We start from the raw sequence: 18,791 nt of genomic DNA on the forward strand, positions 1-18,791 counted from the left end.
GACGTCCAATAGAAGCCTGGGTAAATGGAACACATCACGCTTCTCCTCGGGATCGTGATCATCACCGCTCTCGTGTTCGATTTCACGAACGGTTTCCACGACACGGCCAACGCGATGGCCACCACCATCTCGACCGGGGCACTCAGACCGAAGACGGCGGTGGCCATGTCGGCCGCGCTGAATCTCGTGGGCGCCTTCCTGTCCATCGAGGTCGCCAAGACGATCTCCGGCGGGCTCATCGAGGAAGAGGGCATCCGCACAGAAGTGATCTTCGCCGCGCTCGTCGGCGCGATCCTGTGGAACCTGCTCACCTGGCTGCTCGGCCTGCCGTCCAGCTCGTCGCACGCCCTCTTCGGCGGTCTCATAGGCGCCGCCGTGATGTCCGCGGGCTTCTCGGCCGTGAACGGCGGGACGATCGTCACCAAGGTGCTGATCCCGGCCGTCGCCGCGCCGGTGGTCGCCGGTCTCGCCGCGTTCCTCGCGACGAGGCTGACATACAAGATCGGCAACGGTGCCGACGACAAGGCCACGTCCAAGGGCTACCGGGCGGGTCAGATCGCCTCGGCCGGGCTCGTCTCCCTCGCGCACGGCACCAACGACGCGCAGAAGACCATGGGAGTCATCACCCTGGCCCTGGTCACCGGCGGCGTGCTCGCCCCCGGCTCCAACCCCCCGATGTGGGTCATCGTCTCCGCGGGTCTGGCGATCGCGCTCGGCACCTACCTGGGCGGCTGGCGCATCATCCGCACCATGGGCCGGGGACTGACCGACCTCCAGCCGCAGCAGGGCTTCACCGCCCAGACCAGCGCCGCGACGGTCATCCTGGCCTCCTCGAACCTGGGCTTCTCGCTCTCCACCACCCAGTCGTGCTCCGGCGCCGTGATGGGCGCGGGGCTCGGCCGCAAGGGTGGTGTGGTCCGCTGGTCCACCGCGACACGGATGTTCGTCGCCTGGGGCCTCACCCTCCCGGCAGCCGGCCTGGTCGGTGCCGCCGCGGAATTCCTGACCAGCCAGGGCGCCTGGGGCACCGCCGCCGTCGCCGTGCTGCTCGTCGCGGGCTCGGCCGCCATCTGGGTGCTGTCGCGCCGCAAGCCGGTCGACCACACGAACGTCACCTCCGACGAGATCACCGAGGCCCCGGGTGTGGTCACCACCGCCATCGCGGCCGTGACCCCGCCGCCCACCGTGGCCGCCGCCGAGGAGCTGAAGGCCACCATCCCGGCTCCCGCCAGTGAGTCCGCTCCCGCGCCCACCGCCACGGTGTAAGGAAGAAACGAATCAGCATGAAGATCGACTGGGCAGCTCTGGGCTCCGTCTTCGGCGTGAGCCTCATCGTGACCGTCGCCCTGGTGGGCCTGTTCACCCTTGGCATCGTCGGCCTCTCCAAGCAGGAGGCGGCAGCCGCGCAGGGAGGCTCCGCCGGCCTGGCCCGCACTGGCGCCTACGCCTGCTTCGCACTGTGCGCCGCCGCCGTGGCGTACGGGATCTATCTGATCGTCTCCTGACGATCGGCGGCACGGCAGCCGGCAGAACGACACATGGGAGCCGGACACCCCCGAGGGGGTGTCCGGCTCCCGCTCTGCGCACCCCTCCCACACCGCGGTGTGGGCCTGCGCACACTGTCCCGTCGCAGGTCAAAGGTGAGTTGACGGGTGTTCGCGGCCCATGGTGGACTTCCGGGGCCACTTACGGCGGCAGAAGAGGAAGCCGGTGCGAATCCGGCGCGGTCCCGCCACTGTCACGGGCGCGCACTCCCTACACCAGGGCGCTTCCCGAAGCCAGGAACTCTCTCCCGCCGGATCACGTCGAGCCAGGGCGCGGACCCTGAGTGAGGACGAACATGCCTGCCGAGCAGCGGGCGCCGGGGGGACTCGTCCCTGCTGTCGCTGTCCCTGCCATCACGTTCGCTTACGGCGCCACGGCCGGACTCGTCGGCGACCTGCTCTTCGGCGATCCCCGCCGAGGACATCCGGTCGCCGCCTTCGGCAGGGCCGCCGCCGCCGTCGAGCGCGGGCTCTGGCGCGACCACCGCGGCTGGGGCGCCCTGCACACGGCGCTGTGCGCCGGGGGCGCGATCGCCGCGGGTGCGCTGGGCGCCGCTTCCGTACGCCGGTCCCGTACCGCGTCCCTGGCCCTGACCGCCGCCGCCACCTGGGCCGTCGTGGGCGGTACCACCCTCGGCAGGGAGGCAAGGGCGATCGGCGGGGCCCTCGCGGTCGGTGACATCGAGACCGCCCGTGAGCGCCTCCCCCATCTCTGCGGCCGTGACCCCGAGGCGCTGGACGGGCCCGGGATCGCCCGCGCCGTCGTGGAATCCGTCGCCGAGAACACCTCGGACGCCGTGGTCGGCGCGCTGGTGTGGGGCGCGGTGGCGGGCGTGCCCGGTCTCGTGGGCTTCCGTGCCGTGAACACCCTGGACGCCATGGTGGGCCACAAGTCGCCCCGCTACCGGCGGTACGGCTGGGCATCGGCTCGACTCGACGATGCGGCGGGCTGGCCGGGCGCCCGGCTCACCGCGGGCCTCGCGGTAATCGCCGGCGGCGACCCCCGAGGTGCTGTACGGGCCTGGCGCGTGGACGCGGCGAAGCATCCCAGCCCCAACGCGGGTCCGGTAGAGGCGTCGTTCGCGGGTGCGCTCGGGGTACGTCTCGGGGGGACGCTCTCGTACGGCGGGCGCACCGAGGAACGGCCCGTGCTCAACGGGCAGGGCAGGGCCGTCGAGGTGGCGGACATCGAGCGCGCGGTGCGGCTGTCGCGCCGGGTGGGTGTGCTGGCGCTCGCGGCATGCGCGGGCGCACGGCTCGCCTGCACGGCGGCGACGGCGATGCGGGGCAGGAGCGGCATGAGAGACATGAGGGGGAGGCGGAAGTGAGCGGCGGAGGACTGCTGATCGCCGGCACCACGTCGGACGCGGGCAAGAGCGTCGTCACGGCGGGGATCTGCCGGTGGCTGGTGCGCCAGGGTGTGAAGGCCGCCCCCTTCAAGGGGCAGAACATGTCACTCAACTCCTTCGTCACCCGCGAGGGTGCCGAGATCGGCCGGGCGCAGGCCATGCAGGCCCAGGCTGCGCGCGTGGAACCAACGGCGCTGATGAACCCGGTGCTGCTCAAGCCGGGCAGTGACCGCTCCAGCCAGGTGGTGCTGATGGGCAAGCCGGTGGGGGAGCTGAGCGCACGCGGCTACCACGGCGGCAGGCAGCAGACGCTGTTCGAGCCGGTGGTGGAATGCCTGGAGAAGCTGCGCAGCACCTACGACGCCGTGATCTGTGAAGGCGCCGGCAGCCCCGCCGAAATCAATCTGCGGCGCACCGACATCGTCAACATGGGCATCGCACGGGCCGCCCGGCTCCCCGTGGTGGTGGTCGGGGACATCGACCGGGGCGGGGTCTTCGCGCAGTTCTTCGGGACGACCGCGTTGCTCGCGCCCGAGGACCAGGAGCTGGTCGCGGGCTATCTGGTCAACAAGTTCCGCGGCGACGTGACACTGCTGGAGCCGGGTCTCGAGATGCTGCACGGGCTGACCGGAAGGCGGACGTTCGGTGTGCTGCCCTACGCCCACGGCCTCGGCATCGATGAGGAGGACGGGCTGCGGGTCTCACTGCGGGGCGCCGTACGCGAGTCGGCGACCGCAGCGCCGCTGGGCGAGGACGTGCTGCGGGTCGCGGTGTGCGCCGTGCCGCTGATGTCCAACTTCACCGATGTGGACGCGCTGGCGGCCGAGCCGGGGGTGATCGTGCGGTTCGTGGACCGCGCCGAGGAGCTGGCCGACGCTGACCTGGTGGTGGTGCCCGGCACCCGCGGCACCGTGAAGGCGCTCGCCTGGCTGCGTGAGCGCGGGCTCGCGGACGCGATCGCGCGACGGGCCGCCGAGGGCAGGCCCGTGCTGGGCATCTGCGGCGGTTTCCAGGCCCTGGGCGAGCACATCGAGGACGAGGTGGAGTCGCGCGCGGGCGAGGTCGACGCCCTTGGACTGCTGCCGGTGCGCGTACGGTTCGCGCGGGAGAAGACCCTGGCCCGGCCGGTGGGCGAGGCGCTCGGCGAGCGGGTCGAGGGCTATGAGATCCACCATGGCGTCGCCGAGGTGCTGGGCGGCGAGCCGTTCCTGGACGGCTGCCGGGTCGGCGCCGTCTGGGGCACCCACTGGCACGGCTCGCTGGAGAGCGACGGCTTCCGGCGGGCGTTCCTCCGGGAGGTCGCCGCTGCGGCGGGACGCCGTTTCGTGCCGGCGCCGGACACCAGCTTCGGTCTGCTGCGCGAGGAACAGCTCGACCGCCTCGGCGATCTGATCGAGGAACACGCCGACACCGCCGCCCTGCTCGAACTGATCGAGCGCGGCGCCCCCGCGGGCCTGCCCTTCGTCCCTCCGGGGGCGCCATGAGGAGGGCGACACCGGACCCGGTCCGCGCCAAGGCCAACGACCGCGTCCACGTGCCGAATCGGCCCGACCGGACACAGCGGGAGCAACGAGAGCAACGGGAGGACCAGAACGTATGAGTGGTGCCGTGCACTACCCCTTCACCGCGATCGTCGGGATGGACGATCTGCGCCTGGGACTGCTGCTGAACGCGGTCTCGCCCGCTGTCGGCGGGGTCCTCGTACGCGGCGAGAAGGGCACCGCCAAGTCCACCGCCGTGCGCGCACTCGCCGCGCTGATGCCGGATGTGGAGGTCGTCGCGGGCTGCCGCTTCTCCTGCGCGCCCGGCGCACCCGATCCCGGTTGCCCGGACGGCCCGCACGAGGACACGCCCGGCACCGCACGTCCGACCCGCATGGTGGAGTTGCCCGTCGGCGCGTCCGAGGACCGGCTGGTCGGTGCGCTCGACATCGAGCGGGCGCTCGCGGACGGCGTGAAGGCCTTCGAGCCCGGTCTGCTGGCCGACGCGCACCGCGGAGTGCTCTATGTCGACGAGGTCAATCTGCTCCACGACCACCTGGTGGACCTGCTGCTGGACGCGGCGGCGATGGGGGCCTCGTACGTGGAGCGCGAAGGCGTCTCCGTACGTCATGCCGCGCGCTTCTTGCTCGTCGGGACCATGAACCCCGAAGAGGGCGAGCTGCGGCCCCAGTTGCTCGACCGCTTCGGGCTCACGGTGGAGGTCGCCGCCTCGCGCGAGCCGGAACTGCGGGTGGAGGTCGTACGGCGCAGGCTGGCGTACGACGACGACCCGGCCGGTTTCGCCGCGCGCTGGGCGGACGAGGAGGCGGCGCTGCGCGAGCGGATCGTGGCCGCGCGGGCCCTGCTGCCGTCCGTCGTGCTCGGGGACGCGGCGCTGCGCCAGATCGCGGCGACCTGTGCGGCGTTCGAGGTGGACGGCATGCGTGCCGACATCGTCATGGCGCGTACGGCGACGGCGCTGGCGGCGTGGGCGGGGCGTACCGACGTACGGGAGGAGGATGTGCGCCAGGCCGCCCTGCTCGCACTCCCCCACCGGCGGCGGCGCAATCCCTTCGACGCGCCGGGGCTTGACGAGGACAAGCTGGACGAGACGCTGGAGCAGTTCGGCGGGCACGACGAGCCGGATCCGGATCCGGACGGTGGTCCCGGCGGCCCTGATGACGGTCCCGACGGTCCGGATGGCGGTCCCGGAGGCGGTGGCGGGATTCCGCCGCAGGGCCAGGGGCCCGAGGCCGAACCGCCGCACACGAACGAGCCCGGCGCCTCCGATGCGTCCCGTGAATCCCAGACGCCGGAGCCGTCCGCGGCGCCCGGACCGCGTTCCGGCGCCGGCGAGCAGTCCCCCGTGGCGGCCGCGGAGCCGTTCCGTACGAGGATGCTGAGCGTCCCCGGTCTCGGCGACGGCGCCGCGGGGCGGCGCTCACGCGCCCGCACGGAGCACGGCCGGACCACCGGTGCGCGGCGGCCCCGGGGCACGCTGAGCAAGCTCCATCTCCCGGCGACCGTGCAGGCCGCGGCCCCCCACCAGCGAGCGCGCGGACGCTCGGGACCCGGGCTGGTCGTACGACGTGACGATCTGCGCCAGGCGGTCCGCGAGGGACGCGAGGGCAATCTCGTGCTGTTCGTCGTGGACGCCTCCGGTTCGATGGCGGCGCGCCGCCGGATGAGCGCGGTCAAGGGCGCGGTGCTGTCCCTGCTCCTCGACGCGTACCAGCGGCGGGACAAGGTGGGCCTGGTGACCTTCCGCGGCCGGGACGCGGAGGTGGTGCTGCCGCCGACCTCGTCGGTGGACGCCGCCGCCACGCGGCTGGAGCAGCTGCCGACGGGCGGGCGTACCCCGCTCGCCGCCGGCCTGCTGAAGGCACATGACGTGCTGAGGGTCGAGCGTTTGCGCGACCCATCGCGGCGCCCGCTGCTGGTCGTGGTGACGGACGGGCGCGCGACCGGGGTGCGCGGCGAGGATGCCGTGGGTCTGGCCGCGCGGGCCGCCAGGCTGCATGCCGCCGATGGCACCGCCGGTGTGGTCGTGGACTGCGAGAGCGGGCCGGTGCGGCTGGGTCTCGCCGGCCGTCTCGCGGGCGAACTCGGCGGCAGCGCCGTCACCCTGGACGAGCTGCGGGCGGACAGCATCGCCGGACTGGTCAGGGACGTACAGGCGGGCACGGGTACCAGGACGGGAACCAACAGGAGGGCCGCGTAATGCCGCAGGGACAGCCGAGCACGGTGCCGAACGACGGACTCACCACCCGTCAGCGCCGCAACCGCGCGCTGGTGATGGTGCACACGGGCGTCGGCAAGGGGAAGTCGACGGCCGCCTTCGGAATGGCGCTGCGCGCCTGGAACCAGGGCTGGCCGGTCGGGGTGTTCCAGTTCGTCAAGTCGGCGAAGTGGAAGGTCGGCGAGGAGAACGCGCTCAAGGCGCTGGGTGCCACCGGCGAGGGCGGCACCGTCGACTGGCACAAGATGGGCGAGGGCTGGTCCTGGATCCAGCGCCCGCCGGGCGAGGGCGAGCCGTCCCACGAGGAGAAGGCGCGCGAGGGCTGGGAGCAGGTCAAGCGTGATCTCGCGGCGGAGAAGTACACGTTCTACGTCCTGGACGAGTTCGCGTATCTGCTGCACTGGGGCTGGGTCGACGTGGCCGAGGTGATCGAGGTGCTGCGGGATCGGCCGGGCACCCAGCATGTGGTGATCACCGGCCGCAACGCCCCCCAGGAACTCCAGGACTTCGCCGACCTCGTCACCGACATGTCCAAGGTCAAGCACCCGATGGACGCCGGTCAGAAGGGCCAGCGGGGCATCGAGTGGTAGCACGTCTCGTCATCGCCGCACCCGCGTCGGGCAGCGGCAAGACCACCGTCGCGACCGGCCTGATGGCGGCGTTCACGGCGAGCGGTCTCGCCGTGTCCCCGCACAAGGTGGGTCCCGACTACATCGACCCGGGCTATCACGCGCTCGCCACGGGCCGGCCCGGCCGCAACCTCGACTCGTACATGTGCGGTACGGAGCTGATCGCGCCGCTCTTCACGCATGGCGCGCACGGCTGCGATCTGGCCGTGATCGAGGGCGTGATGGGGCTGTACGACGGTGCGGCGGGCGAGGGTGAGCTGGCGTCCACGGCGCAGGTGGCGAAGCTGCTACGGGCGCCGGTGGTACTGGTCGTGGACGCCTCATCGCAGTCGAGGTCGGTCGCGGCGCTGGTGCACGGCTTCGCGTCATGGGACCCGGAGGTGCGGCTCGGCGGGGTGATCCTCAACAAGGTCGCCACGGACCGCCATGAGGCGCTGCTGCGGGAGGCTCTCGAGGAGTCGGGCGTCCCCGTGCTGGGTGTGCTGCGCCGGGCTCCCGCCGTCAGCACCCCGTCGCGGCACCTCGGCCTGGTGCCGGTGGCCGAACGGCACACGGAGGCGCTGGACGCGGTGCGGGCGCAGGCGGAGCAGGTGCGGGCGGGCTGCGATCTGGAGGCCCTGCTGGCGCTGGCGCGCGGTGCGCCGCCGCTCAGCGCGGAGCCGTGGCACCCGGCCCCCGGCCGGGAGCCCGCGCCGGTCGCCGGGTCCCCGGTGGTCGCCGTGGCCGGCGGTGCGGCGTTCACGTTCTCGTACGCCGAACACGCGGAGCTGCTCACTGCGGCCGGTGCCAGCGTCGTCCCCTTCGACCCGCTGCGCGACGAGGACCTGCCCGAAGGCACCCGCGGCGTGGTCGTCGGCGGCGGTTTTCCCGAGATGTACGCGCCCGAGCTGTCCGCCAACACCCGGCTGCGCAAGGCGGTCGCGGAACTGGCGCAGACGGGCGCGCCCATCGCGGCGGAGTGCGCCGGGCTGCTCTATCTGGCGCGTTCGCTGGACGACAAGCCCATGTGCGGGGTGCTGGAGGCCGATGCGCGGATGTCGCCGCGGCTCACCCTCGGTTACCGGGACGCGGTGGCGGTGAGCGACAGTGTCCTGGCCGCGGCGGGCACCCGGATGCGGGGCCATGAGTTCCACCGCACGGTCATCGAGCCGGGCGCGGGTGCCCAGGCGGCATGGGGGCTGCGGCAGCCGGAGCGTCGGGTGGAGGGCTTCGTGCGGGGCGGGGTGCACGCGAGCTACGTCCACATGCACTGGGCAGCGGTCCCGGACACGGCATACCGCTTCGTCCGGCACTGCGCCCAGTGGTCCGGGCATGCGGGCTAGGCCGTGTTGGAGAACCAGCGCCGTCCGCCCGGATGGCGGGGCTCGCGGCGTCCGATGCGTGCCCTCGCGAGACGGTGGGGGTACCCCCACCGAAGGTCGGGGGGAGCCGTCCTCGTACTGGGCGGGCCTGAACGGTCCCGACCACGCAGCGAGTGCGCGGGCTGGGGGCACCTCCCAGGCGAAGTTCCGGGCGAGTCGTGGGCCAGGCGGGACTTCTCGGACTCGGCCTGGTGCCACCTGTTGCGGCGGCACCGGGCACGGTCCGGTGTCATTCGGCGACGCCCGTCACGACCCAGATGAACGCCACACCGCCCACCGTGCACAGCAGCGTGGAGTGTGCGGGGTGGCGGTGGTGCGCCTCGGGCAGGATCTCGGCGGCCGCGAGGTAGACGAGCACACCGCCGAAGAAGCCGAGATAGCTGCCGAGCAGTTCCGGCGGCAGGGTGAACAGCAGGGTCGACGCCGCGCCGACGACGGGCGCCAGCGCGGCGGCCACCAGCATGGCGAGGGCCCTGCGGCGCTCGTTGCCGTACAGGCTGGTGACGGTGTACGTGTTGAAGCCGTCGGCGAAGTCATGGCTGATGACGGCGAGCGCGACCGTGGCGCCCATCCCGCCGCCGGCCTGGAAAGCCGCGCCGATGGCGATCCCGTCCATGAGGCTGTGCCCCACCATCGCCGCGGCCACGGTCATACCGACCTGCGGTACGCGGTGGTCATGACCGTTCCGCGCCCCGTTGTACGCGCCGTGCGAGGCCTGGCGGGCGGCCAGCATCCGCTCGACGAGGTGGGCGACCAGGAACCCGCCGACGAACAGCAGCAGAGCCTGCGGCACTCCGAAGACCTCGTGACCCGCCGCGGCCATCGCCTCCGGCAGCAGATCGAGACCCGCCGCACCGAGCATGAGCCCACCCGCGACGCCGAGGACCAGGTGCCTGCGGTCGGTCACGTGCTGCGCCGTCCAGCCGCCGAAGAGCGTCATCAGGAACGCGCCGAGCGCGACGAACACCGCCATGGGTTCTTGCTAGCGGATACCGCCCCTGCGGCGCCGGGCGCCACGCCATGAGCCGCCTGGTGGTCGGTGTCGGGGCACGGCACGGCGCGGCCGCCGCCGAGGTGCTGGAGCTGATCCGCACCGCGCTGCGGGAGGTCGCGCACGGGCCGGGGGCGGTCGTGGCCCTGGCGACCGTGGACGCCAAGGCGGACGAACCGGGGATCGTCGCCGCCGCGGCGACGCTCGGGGTACCCCTGCGGGTCTATCCGGCGGGGGTGCTGGCCGGGGTTCCGGTGCCGCATCCGTCGGGTGTGGCACGGGACGCTACGGGCACGGCGTCGGTGGCGGAGGCCGCAGCACTCGCAGAAGGGGGCGAACTGCTCCTACCGAAAACGACATCGGGGGAGGTGGGGCGACCCGGCAGGGTTACGTGTGCGATCGTACGACTTTCAGTGCCGCTGGATCCGTAGCCTCCGATTCCGGAGCCGATACACCAGCACGAGCACCAACCCCAGCACCACCGGCAACGCTGCCCCACCTCGAGGAGAACGTGTGACTTCCCTGCCCGCATTGCTCATCGCGGCCGCCAGCGCCGGACATGGGTCCGCGGCCGGTAGCGGAGCCCGCGCCGTCCCGGGATCGGCGGAGCACCCGTGAACATACCGACCGACCCGACCGACCGGCACGATCCGCTGGATCCCCACGATCTGCGCCACCACGGCGACGCGGAGGTACGGGACGCCCGGCTGACCGACCTCGCGGTCAACGTCCGCACCGGCACTCCCCCGCGCTGGCTGCGCGAGCACATCGCCGCGTCCCTGGCGGAGCTCGCCGCCTACCCCGACGGACGGGCGGCGCGGGCGGCGGTCGCGGCCCGGCACGGGCTCCCGGTGGAACGGGTGCTGCTGACTGCGGGCGCGGCGGAGGCGTTCGTACTCCTGGCACGCGGACTGCGGGTGAGCCGCCCGGCAGTGGTGCACCCCCAGTTCACGGAGCCGGAGGCGGCGCTGCGGGACGCGGGGCACGAGGTGACCCGGGTGGTGCTGCGCGAGGAGGACGGCTTCCGGCTCGATCCGAGAGCCGTACCCGACGACGCGGACCTGGTGGTCATCGGCAATCCGACGAACCCCACATCGGTGCTGCACCCGGCCGCCACCATCACGCGGCTGGCCCGCCCGGGCCGGATCCTGGTGGTGGACGAGGCTTTCATGGACGCCGTGCCCGGTGAGCGCGAGGCGCTGGCGTCGGTGACCGATGTGCCGGGGCTCGTGGTGCTGCGCAGCCTCACCAAGACCTGGGGGCTCGCCGGACTGCGGATCGGCTATGTGCTGGCCGCCGCGGAGACGATCGCCGCGCTGGAGCAGGCCCAGCCCCTGTGGCCGGTGTCGACTCCGGCGCTGGCGGCGGCCGAGGCGTGTGTGTCGTCACGGGCACTGGTGGAAGCGGCCGGGGCGGCGGAGCAGATCACCACCGCACGGGCGCATCTGCTGGCCGGTCTCGCGGAGTTCGACGAGGTGCGCACGGTGCCGACGGCGCAGGGCCCCTTCGTGCTGATCCACGTGGAGCGCGCGGACCGGGTACGCGAGCTCCTGCGAAACCTGGGCTTCGCGGTCCGACGCGGCGACACGTTCCCTGGTCTCGACCGGAACTGGCTCCGGGTGGCGGTACGCGACCGCGCCACGACGAATCGTTTCCTCCAGGCACTGGACCAGGCGCTGGCGGCAGTGGGCGCGACCACGAGCGGCGGCCGGGGCCGCGCTTGAGCTCCGGCCCTCCCGGGCCCGGAAGCCGAAACCGCGCTCGCGCCGCGGCAGCGCGGAGGACCCCGCCGCAGTCCGGGCGCGGCCCGGCCGGTCGGCTCGGGCCTCGACGACAGCTGCGGGTCTTCCCCGAGCTCTCCGCAGCGCCGTCGACGGTGCTACCGCAACCCCCGACCGGCACGGCGCTTCGGCGGGAGCGCCGCGACCGGCCGGCGGGCCCTTACGGGGCGCGGAGCACCGGTCGCGGGCCCAGGGCACGCAGCCGCCGGCCCGGACAGCAACCGGGGCCCTGGGCGCGGGGGGGGGCATCAGTCCCGGGCGCGGCGGCGCGACAGTGCCACCGCGGCGGCGCCGGTGGCCAGGAGCGCGACACCGGCCGCGGCGGCATACGGGGTGGTCGAGCCGCCGCCCGTCGCGGCGAGACCCTCGGAGCCGGGCCCGGGTGAGGCTGCGGCCGGGGACGCCGAGACCTGGGGGGCGGCCGGTTCCGCTCCGGTCTGGGTCCGCACGCCCGGTGCGGGTGCGGCGGCTTCCGGGGACTCGCAGCTCGCCGCCGCCAGTGTCACCGTGCCCTCGACCTCCGCCACGTTCAGCTTCAGCGGGTTCACCGACACCTTCAGCTCAAGCGCGGTCGCCGCTGCCGTGCGGGAGGTCGTCTCCGTACGGGACAGATCGAGCGTGATCGCGCCGACCCCCGGCACCTCGACCTTCGACGGAGCCCCCGACGTGAGGGCCACCTTCTTCCCCAGCGCCCGCACCGTGCCGAGCACATTGGCCGTGGCCTGCGGCTTCTCGCCCACCGCGCAGACCGCCTTCGCCGTCACCTTCTCGACCTCGATCAGCGAGAGCAGGGCGAGGCCGGGGACGTGCACCTTGGCGTGCGCGAGCGTGGCGACACCCTCGGCACGCTCCCGGTTCGCGGTGGCCCTGGCACTCGCGGCGTCCGCGCTCAGCACGCTGAACGGCCGCCCCTCGTCGACGCCTTCCAGCTGCACGGTGAGCGCGGTCTTCTCCGCGTTCCCAGGCGCATGCACCTCGTTGAGGCTCGTCCTCAGCGGCACTTGGACGGTCTTGTTCAGAAGGGAGACATCCAGGCCGGTGCGCAGGACGACCGCACTCGCCTGCCCTTCGGAGCCGCCCGTGGCATGAGCGGGCACGGCGAGGGCCAGGGGACCCGCTACGGCCAGTCCGACGACGGCGGCCGCCGAGGCCGCGACTCCCGGGCGGCGTGCGGGCATGCGGAAGGTGTTGCTGTTCACGGTGGTGAAACCCCCACGAGAGACAAGGCATCGCCGGGCACGTCCACCACGGGGACACGTGTACGACGGCGGCGACTGGAACATCCGCATACTTACGTACCAAGAGTGAACCCGCGCGCACCCGGCGTGAGTTCACTCCAAAGTGTGGTTTCGCGCTCGTATTCGATTGCGCACCCGTGGACGTTGCGGCCCCACCCGACGCGTGCGTCAGGCCATCACACGACCGTTGACGACCACCCTTCGCGGCGCGGCCAGCACCGCCGCATCCGCCCGCGGATCCGCCTCGTACACCACCAGGTCCGCCGGGGCACCCTCTTCGAGCCCCGGGCGCCCGAGCCAGCCGCGCGCGCCCCACGTGGTCGCGGAGAGCGCCTCCACCACCGGGATGCCGGCCTTCACCAGCTCGGCGACCTCCGCGGCGACGAGCCCGTGGGGCAGCGAGCCGCCGGCGTCCGTGCCGACGAACACCGGGACGCCGGCGTCGTACGCCGAGCGCACGGTGTCGTAGCGGCGCTCGTGCAGTCGTCGCATATGGGCCGCCCAGCGCGGGAACTTGCCCTCGCCGCCTTCCGCGAGCTTCGGGAACGTCGCGATGTTGACCAGAGTCGGCACGATCGCGACACCCCGCTCGGCGAAAAGCGGGATGGTCTCCTCCGTCAGCCCGGTCGCGTGCTCGATGCAGTCGATGCCCGCTTCCACGAGGTCCCGCAGGGAGTCCTCGGCGAAGCAGTGGGCGGTGACCCGGGCACCCATCCGGTGCGCCTCGGCGATGGCCGCCTCGACGGCTTCGCGCGGCCAGCAGGCTCCCAGGTCACCGGATTCACGGTCGAGCCAGTCGCCGACCAGCTTGACCCAGCCGTCACCGCGACGGGCCTCCCGCGAGACATAGGCGACGAGGTCCTCCGGCTCGATCTCATGGGCGTAGTTGCGGATGTAGCGGCGAGTACGGGCGATATGCCGGCCAGCCCTGATGATCTTGGGGAGATCGTCACGCTCGTCGATCCAGCGGGTGTCGGCGGGTGAACCGGCGTCCCTGATGAGCAGGGTGCCCGCGTCACGGTCGGTCAGCGCCTGCTTCTCGCTGGTCACCTCGTCCACGGCGCCGTGTGCGTCGAGTCCCACGTGGCAGTGGGCGTCGACCAGACCGGGCAGCACCCAGCCGCCCACGGTGCGTACATCCGTGGTCACGGGGCGCTGGAAGGTGATGCGGCCACCGACCACCCACAGCTCGTCCCGCACCTCCTCCGGACCGACGAGCACCCGACCCCTGACATGCAGCACCACACCATCGCTCATGGCATGCACTCTACGAGCCCCGGTGGCACCACCGGCAGAGGACGCCCGGTCCGCCGGCCCTCCGGGCCGCCCGGGAAATTCCCGGCATCCCACACAGCCCGCGCCACCCCCGCCCACCACCTTTACGGAAACAAATAGGGCCTGAATCCTGGAATGCACAGAGGAATTCCGAAGAAAGTAGCTCCCCGCATTCTCCTGCCCCGTTTCCCTCACCCTAAACGCCAAGATTCCGCAAGGATGTATTGCCTCATTTCCGGCACGATCCCCAGCTCGCCCCGCATGTGACCGACTCCACATCCAGGATTCTTTGCCCCGATAACTCCACCACAAAAGCGTCCAGTTCGGGAATCGCTCGCGCCAGGGCCCGCGCACGCGCGATAACACACAACCGCGCTTCACCCAACCCCCTGGCCACATGCAATCCAGCAATTTGCTCGGTAAATTCAATTCGCATGACCACCGCATTGAGCATCGACAGCCCACGCGTGGAGGACGGAGCCGCGATCTGGCGAATAGCCCGCGACTCCGAGGTCCTGGACCTGAACTCCTCGTACAGCTATCTGCTGTGGTGCCGCGACTTCGCCGCGACTTCCGCGGTGGCCCGCGGCACGGACGGCGAACCGATCGCGTTCATCACCGGTTACATCCGGCCCGAGCGCCCGGACACGCTGGTCGTCTGGCAGGTCGCCGTCGACGAGGCGCACCGGGGCCGCGGACTCGCCGGGACACTCCTGGAGGCGCTGGCCGTGCGGGCCACCGCCGCACAAGGGATCCGCGCGATCGAGACCACCGTCACGCCCGACAACACCGCGTCCGACCGCCTCTTCGCGTCCTTCGCGGCCCGCCGGGGCGCAAGCCTCGAGCGCGAGGTGCTCTTCGACGGCGGGCTGTTCCCCGACGGGGGGCATCAGCCCGAAGTGCTGTACCGCATCGGGCCGATCGCGGGCTGACCGCCGGCCACGGCGAGGCCGCCGCCAAGAGCCCGGCTCTCGGCCCCGCCCTCGTTCCAGCCAGAACACCCCACACCAGGAGAGAACGCTGTGACCATCACCCCGCCCGCCCTGAGTGTCTTCGAGACCCTGGAGTCGGAGGTGCGCAGCTACTGCCGCGGTTGGCCCGCCGTGTTCGACCGTGCGCAGGGCGCTCGCCTCACCGACGAGGACGGCCATTCCTACCTCGACTTCTTCGCCGGCGCAGGATCACTCAACTACGGCCACAACAACCCTGTGCTCAAACGCGCGCTGCTGGACTACCTGGAGCGCGACGGCATCACCCACGGCCTGGACATGGCGACGACCGCGAAGCGTGCCTTCCTGGAGTCGTTCCAGAACATCGTGCTACGACCGCGCGACCTGCCGTACAAGGTGATGTTCCCGGGCCCGACCGGCACCAACGCAGTGGAGGCCGCTCTCAAGCTGGCCCGCAAGGTGAAGGGCCGCGAGGCGATCGTCTCGTTCACCAACGCCTTCCACGGGATGTCGCTGGGCTCGCTGGCCGTGACGGGTAACGCCTTCAAGCGGGCGGGCGCCGGGATACCGCTGGTCCACGGCACGCCGATGCCGTTCGACAACTACTTCGACGGCCAGGTGCCGGACTTCCTCTGGTTCGAGCGCCTGCTGGAGGACCAGGGCTCCGGCCTCAACAAGCCCGCGGCGGTCATCGTCGAGACCGTGCAGGGCGAGGGCGGTATCAATGTGGCACGCGCCGAGTGGCTGCGTGCGCTGGCCGACCTCTGCCACCGCCAGGACATGCTGCTTATCGTGGACGACATCCAGATGGGCTGTGGCCGCACCGGTGCGTTCTTCTCCTTCGAGGAGGCGGGCATCACCCCGGACATCGTCACACTGTCCAAGTCGATCAGCGGCTACGGACTGCCCATGTCGCTGTGCCTGTTCGCACCCGAGCTGGACATCTGGGAGCCGGGCGAGCACAACGGCACGTTCCGCGGCAACAACCCGGCGTTCGTGACCGCCGCCGCCGCGCTCGACACGTACTGGGCCGACGGCCAGATGGAGAAGCAGACCATCGCCCGCGGTGAGCAGGTCGAGCAGACCCTCCTGTCGATCGCCGACGAGAACTCGGCGGCCGGGGTCCACTTCCGCGGCCGGGGCCTGGTCTGGGGCATGGAGTTCGCCGACAAGAGCCGGGCGTCCGCCGTCTGCGCCCGCGCCTTCGAGCTGGGTCTGCTGCTGGAGACCTCCGGTCCGGAGAGCGAGGTCGTCAAGCTGCTGCCGCCGCTGACCGTGACGCCCGACGAACTGGACGAGGGCCTCAGCACCCTCGCCCGCGCGGTCCGCGAGACGGCCTGAACCACGGCACTCCCGCATCACCGCACACCCGCATCACCACCCACCTGGAAGCCCGGAAGAGAAAGGGTCTGAATCCACCGTGATCGTCCGTTCACTGAAGGACATCGAGAACACCGACCGGCACGTCAGGGCCAAGTCCGGCACCTGGGAGAGCAAGCGCATCGTGCTTGCCAAGGAGAAGGTCGGCTTCTCGCTGCACGAGACCGTGCTGTACGCGGGTACGGAGACGTCGATGTGGTACGCGAACCACGTCGAGGCCGTGCTGTGCGTCGAGGGCGAGGCCGAGCTCACCGACGACGAGACCGGCGAGTCCCACTGGATCGAGCCCGGCACGATGTACCTGCTGGACGGGCACGAGCGTCACACGCTGCGCCCCAAGACCGATTTCCGCTGTGTCTGCGTCTTCAATCCGCCCGTGACCGGACGGGAGGACCACGACGAGAACGGCGTCTACCCCCTGTTGACCGAGGAGGGCTGACACATGACCACCGCGATCACCGATCTCTACCCGACCCGCGGGGCGACCGAGGCGGCCGTCCCCCGTCAGGACCCGGTCGTCTGGTCATCGCCTGGGGCGCCGGGACCGATCGCCCCATCGGCGCTCCAGTCGTATGAGCGCGACGGTTTCCTGGCGGTCGATGAGCTGATCACCCCGGCCGAGGTGGCGATCTACCGCACCGAGCTCGACCGCCTGGTCTCGGATCCGGCGATCAGGGCCGACGAGCGCTCGATCGTCGAGCCGAAGTCCCAGGACGTGCGCACGGTGTTCGAAGTGCACAAGATCAGCGAGTTGTTCGCCGGGCTGGTGCGCGATGAGCGGGTCGTGGGCAAGGCACGGCAGATCCTCGGCTCCGACGTGTACGTCCACCAGTCGCGGATCAACGTCAAGCCGGGCTTCGGGGCCTCGGGTTTCTACTGGCACTCGGACTTCGAGACCTGGCACGCCGAGGACGGGCTCCCGCGGATGCGGACCGTGTCGGTCTCGATCGCGCTGACCGAGAACCTCGACACCAACGGCGGTCTGATGATCATGCCCGGATCGCACAGGACGTTCCTGGGATGCTCGGGTGAGACGCCGAAGGACAACTACAAGAAGTCGCTTCAGATGCAGGACGCGGGCACGCCGTCCGACGAGGTGCTGACCGCCTTCGCCGACCGGCACGGCATCCGGCTGTTCACGGGCAAGGCCGGGTCCGCGACCTGGTTCGACTGCAACGCGATGCACGGGTCGGGGGACAACATCACCCCGTATCCGCGCAGCAACGTCTTCATCGTGTTCAACAGTGTGGAGAACACGGCCCAGGAGCCGTTCGCGGCGCCGGTGCCCCGGCCGTCGTTCATCGGGGCACGGGACTTCACCCCGGTGCGCTGACCACACCGGAGGGAAGGACGGGCCGGTCGCGCGCTGCGCGACCGGCCCGTTCGCCGTCGGTCAACCGGTAAGGGCCGGGTAGTCGATGTACCCCTTGTCGCTCCCGCCGAAGAACGTGGCCGGGTCGGGGGTGTTGTACGGTCCGCCCGCCGCGAGCCGGGCCGGAAGGTCCGGGTTGGCGAGGAACAGGGCGCCGTACGCCACGATGTCGGCGATCCCGTCCTCGACCAGGGTCAGGGCGTCGTGGCCGGTGGGCCCGTCGGTCGCCGGGTTGAGGACGACCGTGCCGGAGAACTCCTTGCGCAGGTCGAGGGTCAGCGGGCGCAGCGCGGGGGTGGCCTCCAGGATGTGCACATACGCGATGCCCAGCGCTTCCAACTCGCCGAGCAGCGCCGGATAGGCCCGCTCCGCCTCGTCCAGCGGCTCGGCGATGTCGTTGTACGGGTTGGTCGGCGAGATCCGGATGGCGGTGCGCTCGGGGCCGATGGCCCCGGCCACGGCCTTGGTGACCTCGACGGCGAAGCGGATACGGGACTCCGCGTCGCCGCCCCACTCGTCGGTGCGGCGGTTGGTGTTCGGCGCGATGAACTGGTGGATGAGATAGCCGTTGGCGCCGTGCAGCTCGACCCCGTCGAAGCCGGCCTCGACGGCGCGCCGGGCGGCGGCGGCGAAGTCCTCGATGGTGGCGCGTACTTCGTCGCCGGTCAGCTCGCGGGGGGTGCCGATGTCCTTGGGGCCCTCATGGGTGAACACCTGGCCGTTGGCGGCGACCGCCGACGGTCCGACCGGGGTCAGCTCGCCGGGCAGCACATCCGGGTGGCCGATCCGGCCCGCGTGCATCAGCTGGGCGAAGATCCGGCCGCCCTTGGCGTGTACGGCGTCGGTGACCCGGCGCCAGGCGGCGAGCTGCTCCGCGCTGTGCAGACCGGGGGTGTCGGGATAGCCCTGGCCGACGGCGGACGGCTGGATCCCCTCGGTGATGATCAGACCGGCCGAGGCGCGCTGGGTGTAGTACTCCACGGTGGAGTCGGTCGGGGTGAGACCGGGGCCGAAGGCGCGGCTGCGGGTCATCGGGGCCATGGCGACGCGGTTGGCGAGCCGGGTACCGGACAGGTCGATCGGGTCGAAGGCGGTGGTCATGGGGGCCTCCTGAACGGGAAAATTGGTCGGCCAAGCAATTGGCTCGGGATTCACTGTACCCCATTGATTGGTCGACCAAGGTAATCTGGACAGAGGAACC

The 18,791-nt window shown here is 71.7% G+C and carries 16 protein-coding genes, 1 pseudogene and 1 riboswitch; of the genes and pseudogenes, 13 read left to right on the forward strand and 4 right to left on the reverse strand.

The genetic code is table 11. The features are described from left to right. The first annotated feature begins 24 nt into the window (after positions 1-24). From ABZ532_RS00315 to ABZ532_RS00345, 7 genes are all read left to right on the forward strand, one after another. Positions 25-1,266 carry an inorganic phosphate transporter gene (locus ABZ532_RS00315; protein WP_361277944.1) on the forward strand — a complete coding sequence of 414 codons (1,242 nt, stop codon included), beginning with the start codon at positions 25-27 and terminating at the stop codon, positions 1,264-1,266. Positions 1,267-1,283: 17 nt separating this feature from the next. After that, on the forward strand, positions 1,284-1,505 hold the full coding sequence (locus ABZ532_RS00320) for a hypothetical protein (protein WP_361277946.1): 222 nt from the start codon (positions 1,284-1,286) through the stop codon (positions 1,503-1,505). 155 nt (positions 1,506-1,660) lie between these two features. Then, positions 1,661-1,812: riboswitch (cobalamin riboswitch) on the forward strand. Between the two features lie 28 nt (positions 1,813-1,840). After that, positions 1,841-2,872, forward strand: a complete 1,032-nt coding sequence (locus ABZ532_RS00325) for a cobalamin biosynthesis protein (protein ID WP_361277948.1) — start codon at positions 1,841-1,843, stop codon at positions 2,870-2,872. Continuing rightward, positions 2,869-4,377 (forward strand): cobyric acid synthase, encoded by a 1,509-nt coding sequence (locus ABZ532_RS00330; RefSeq protein ID WP_361277950.1) that lies wholly within the window; start codon positions 2,869-2,871, stop codon positions 4,375-4,377. The genes ABZ532_RS00325 and ABZ532_RS00330 overlap by 4 nt, the downstream gene beginning before the upstream one ends. Positions 4,378-4,489: 112 nt before the next feature. Continuing rightward, entirely contained in the window at positions 4,490-6,595 is a 2,106-nt protein-coding gene (locus tag ABZ532_RS00335) for a putative cobaltochelatase (protein WP_361277952.1), read from the forward strand. After that, entirely contained in the window at positions 6,595-7,203 is a 609-nt protein-coding gene (cobO, locus tag ABZ532_RS00340; protein WP_361277954.1) for a cob(I)yrinic acid a,c-diamide adenosyltransferase, read from the forward strand. Before ABZ532_RS00335 ends, cobO begins: the two co-directional genes overlap by 1 nt. Continuing rightward, positions 7,197-8,564, forward strand: coding sequence for a cobyrinate a,c-diamide synthase (locus tag ABZ532_RS00345; protein WP_361277956.1), 1,368 nt, complete (start codon positions 7,197-7,199; stop codon positions 8,562-8,564). Before cobO ends, ABZ532_RS00345 begins: the two co-directional genes overlap by 7 nt. A 268-nt stretch (positions 8,565-8,832) precedes the next feature. On the opposite strand, the gene ABZ532_RS00350 is transcribed toward ABZ532_RS00345, so the two are convergent. Further along, positions 8,833-9,576 carry a ZIP family metal transporter gene (locus tag ABZ532_RS00350; RefSeq protein ID WP_361277958.1) on the reverse strand — a complete coding sequence of 248 codons (744 nt, stop codon included), beginning with the start codon at positions 9,574-9,576 and terminating at the stop codon, positions 8,833-8,835. Between the two features lie 47 nt (positions 9,577-9,623). Here ABZ532_RS00350 and ABZ532_RS00355 point away from each other — a divergent pair. Together ABZ532_RS00355 and cobC are read left to right on the forward strand one after the other, a co-directional pair. Continuing rightward, a pseudogene (locus tag ABZ532_RS00355) lies at positions 9,624-10,001 on the forward strand (cobalamin biosynthesis protein); the annotation flags it as partial. Positions 10,002-10,208: 207 nt separating this feature from the next. Continuing rightward, positions 10,209-11,318 (forward strand): Rv2231c family pyridoxal phosphate-dependent protein CobC, encoded by a 1,110-nt coding sequence (gene cobC, locus ABZ532_RS00360; RefSeq protein ID WP_361277960.1) that lies wholly within the window; start codon positions 10,209-10,211, stop codon positions 11,316-11,318. A gap of 305 nt (positions 11,319-11,623) precedes the next feature. Here cobC and ABZ532_RS00365 read toward each other — a convergent pair whose 3' ends face one another. Beyond that, positions 11,624-12,574, reverse strand: coding sequence for an SCO1860 family LAETG-anchored protein (locus ABZ532_RS00365; RefSeq protein WP_361277962.1), 951 nt, complete (start codon positions 12,572-12,574; stop codon positions 11,624-11,626). A 207-nt stretch (positions 12,575-12,781) separates the two neighbouring features. Further along, complete coding sequence (locus ABZ532_RS00370) at positions 12,782-13,870, reverse strand: amidohydrolase family protein (protein WP_361277964.1); 1,089 nt, start codon at positions 13,868-13,870, stop codon at positions 12,782-12,784. A 452-nt stretch (positions 13,871-14,322) separates the two neighbouring features. On the opposite strand from ABZ532_RS00370, the gene ectA reads away from it, so the two are divergent. From ectA to thpD, 4 genes are all read left to right on the forward strand, one after another. Then, entirely contained in the window at positions 14,323-14,820 is a 498-nt protein-coding gene (gene ectA / locus ABZ532_RS00375) for a diaminobutyrate acetyltransferase (RefSeq protein WP_361277966.1), read from the forward strand. A 90-nt stretch (positions 14,821-14,910) separates the two neighbouring features. Then, entirely contained in the window at positions 14,911-16,179 is a 1,269-nt protein-coding gene (ectB, locus tag ABZ532_RS00380; protein ID WP_361277968.1) for a diaminobutyrate--2-oxoglutarate transaminase, read from the forward strand. Positions 16,180-16,258: 79 nt separating this feature from the next. Next, positions 16,259-16,657 carry an ectoine synthase gene (locus tag ABZ532_RS00385; protein WP_361277970.1) on the forward strand — a complete coding sequence of 133 codons (399 nt, stop codon included), beginning with the start codon at positions 16,259-16,261 and terminating at the stop codon, positions 16,655-16,657. A 3-nt stretch (positions 16,658-16,660) separates the two neighbouring features. Next, positions 16,661-17,551 (forward strand): ectoine hydroxylase, encoded by an 891-nt coding sequence (gene thpD, locus ABZ532_RS00390; protein ID WP_361277972.1) that lies wholly within the window; start codon positions 16,661-16,663, stop codon positions 17,549-17,551. Positions 17,552-17,611: 60 nt separating this feature from the next. On the opposite strand, the gene ABZ532_RS00395 is transcribed toward thpD, so the two are convergent. Beyond that, positions 17,612-18,691 carry an alkene reductase gene (locus ABZ532_RS00395; RefSeq protein ID WP_361277974.1) on the reverse strand — a complete coding sequence of 360 codons (1,080 nt, stop codon included), beginning with the start codon at positions 18,689-18,691 and terminating at the stop codon, positions 17,612-17,614. Positions 18,692-18,791: the final 100 nt, after the last annotated feature.

Origin of the sequence: Streptomyces sp. NPDC019396 (assembly GCF_040632375.1) — a bacterium.
Classification (GTDB): Bacteria; Actinomycetota; Actinomycetes; order Streptomycetales; family Streptomycetaceae; genus Streptomyces.

Coding starts and splice junctions, on each gene's coding strand:
- ABZ532_RS00315 (WP_361277944.1), top strand. CDS start 25: ATGGAACACATCACGCTTCTCCTCGGGATCGTGATCATCACCGCTCTC.
- ABZ532_RS00320 (WP_361277946.1), top strand. CDS start 1,284: ATGAAGATCGACTGGGCAGCTCTGGGCTCCGTCTTCGGCGTGAGCCTC.
- ABZ532_RS00325 (WP_361277948.1), top strand. CDS start 1,841: ATGCCTGCCGAGCAGCGGGCGCCGGGGGGACTCGTCCCTGCTGTCGCT.
- ABZ532_RS00335 (WP_361277952.1), top strand. CDS start 4,490: ATGAGTGGTGCCGTGCACTACCCCTTCACCGCGATCGTCGGGATGGAC.
- cobO (WP_361277954.1), top strand. CDS start 6,595: ATGCCGCAGGGACAGCCGAGCACGGTGCCGAACGACGGACTCACCACC.
- ABZ532_RS00350 (WP_361277958.1), bottom strand. CDS start 9,576: ATGGCGGTGTTCGTCGCGCTCGGCGCGTTCCTGATGACGCTCTTCGGC.
- ABZ532_RS00370 (WP_361277964.1), bottom strand. CDS start 13,870: ATGAGCGATGGTGTGGTGCTGCATGTCAGGGGTCGGGTGCTCGTCGGT.
- ectA (WP_361277966.1), top strand. CDS start 14,323: ATGACCACCGCATTGAGCATCGACAGCCCACGCGTGGAGGACGGAGCC.
- thpD (WP_361277972.1), top strand. CDS start 16,661: ATGACCACCGCGATCACCGATCTCTACCCGACCCGCGGGGCGACCGAG.
- ABZ532_RS00395 (WP_361277974.1), bottom strand. CDS start 18,691: ATGACCACCGCCTTCGACCCGATCGACCTGTCCGGTACCCGGCTCGCC.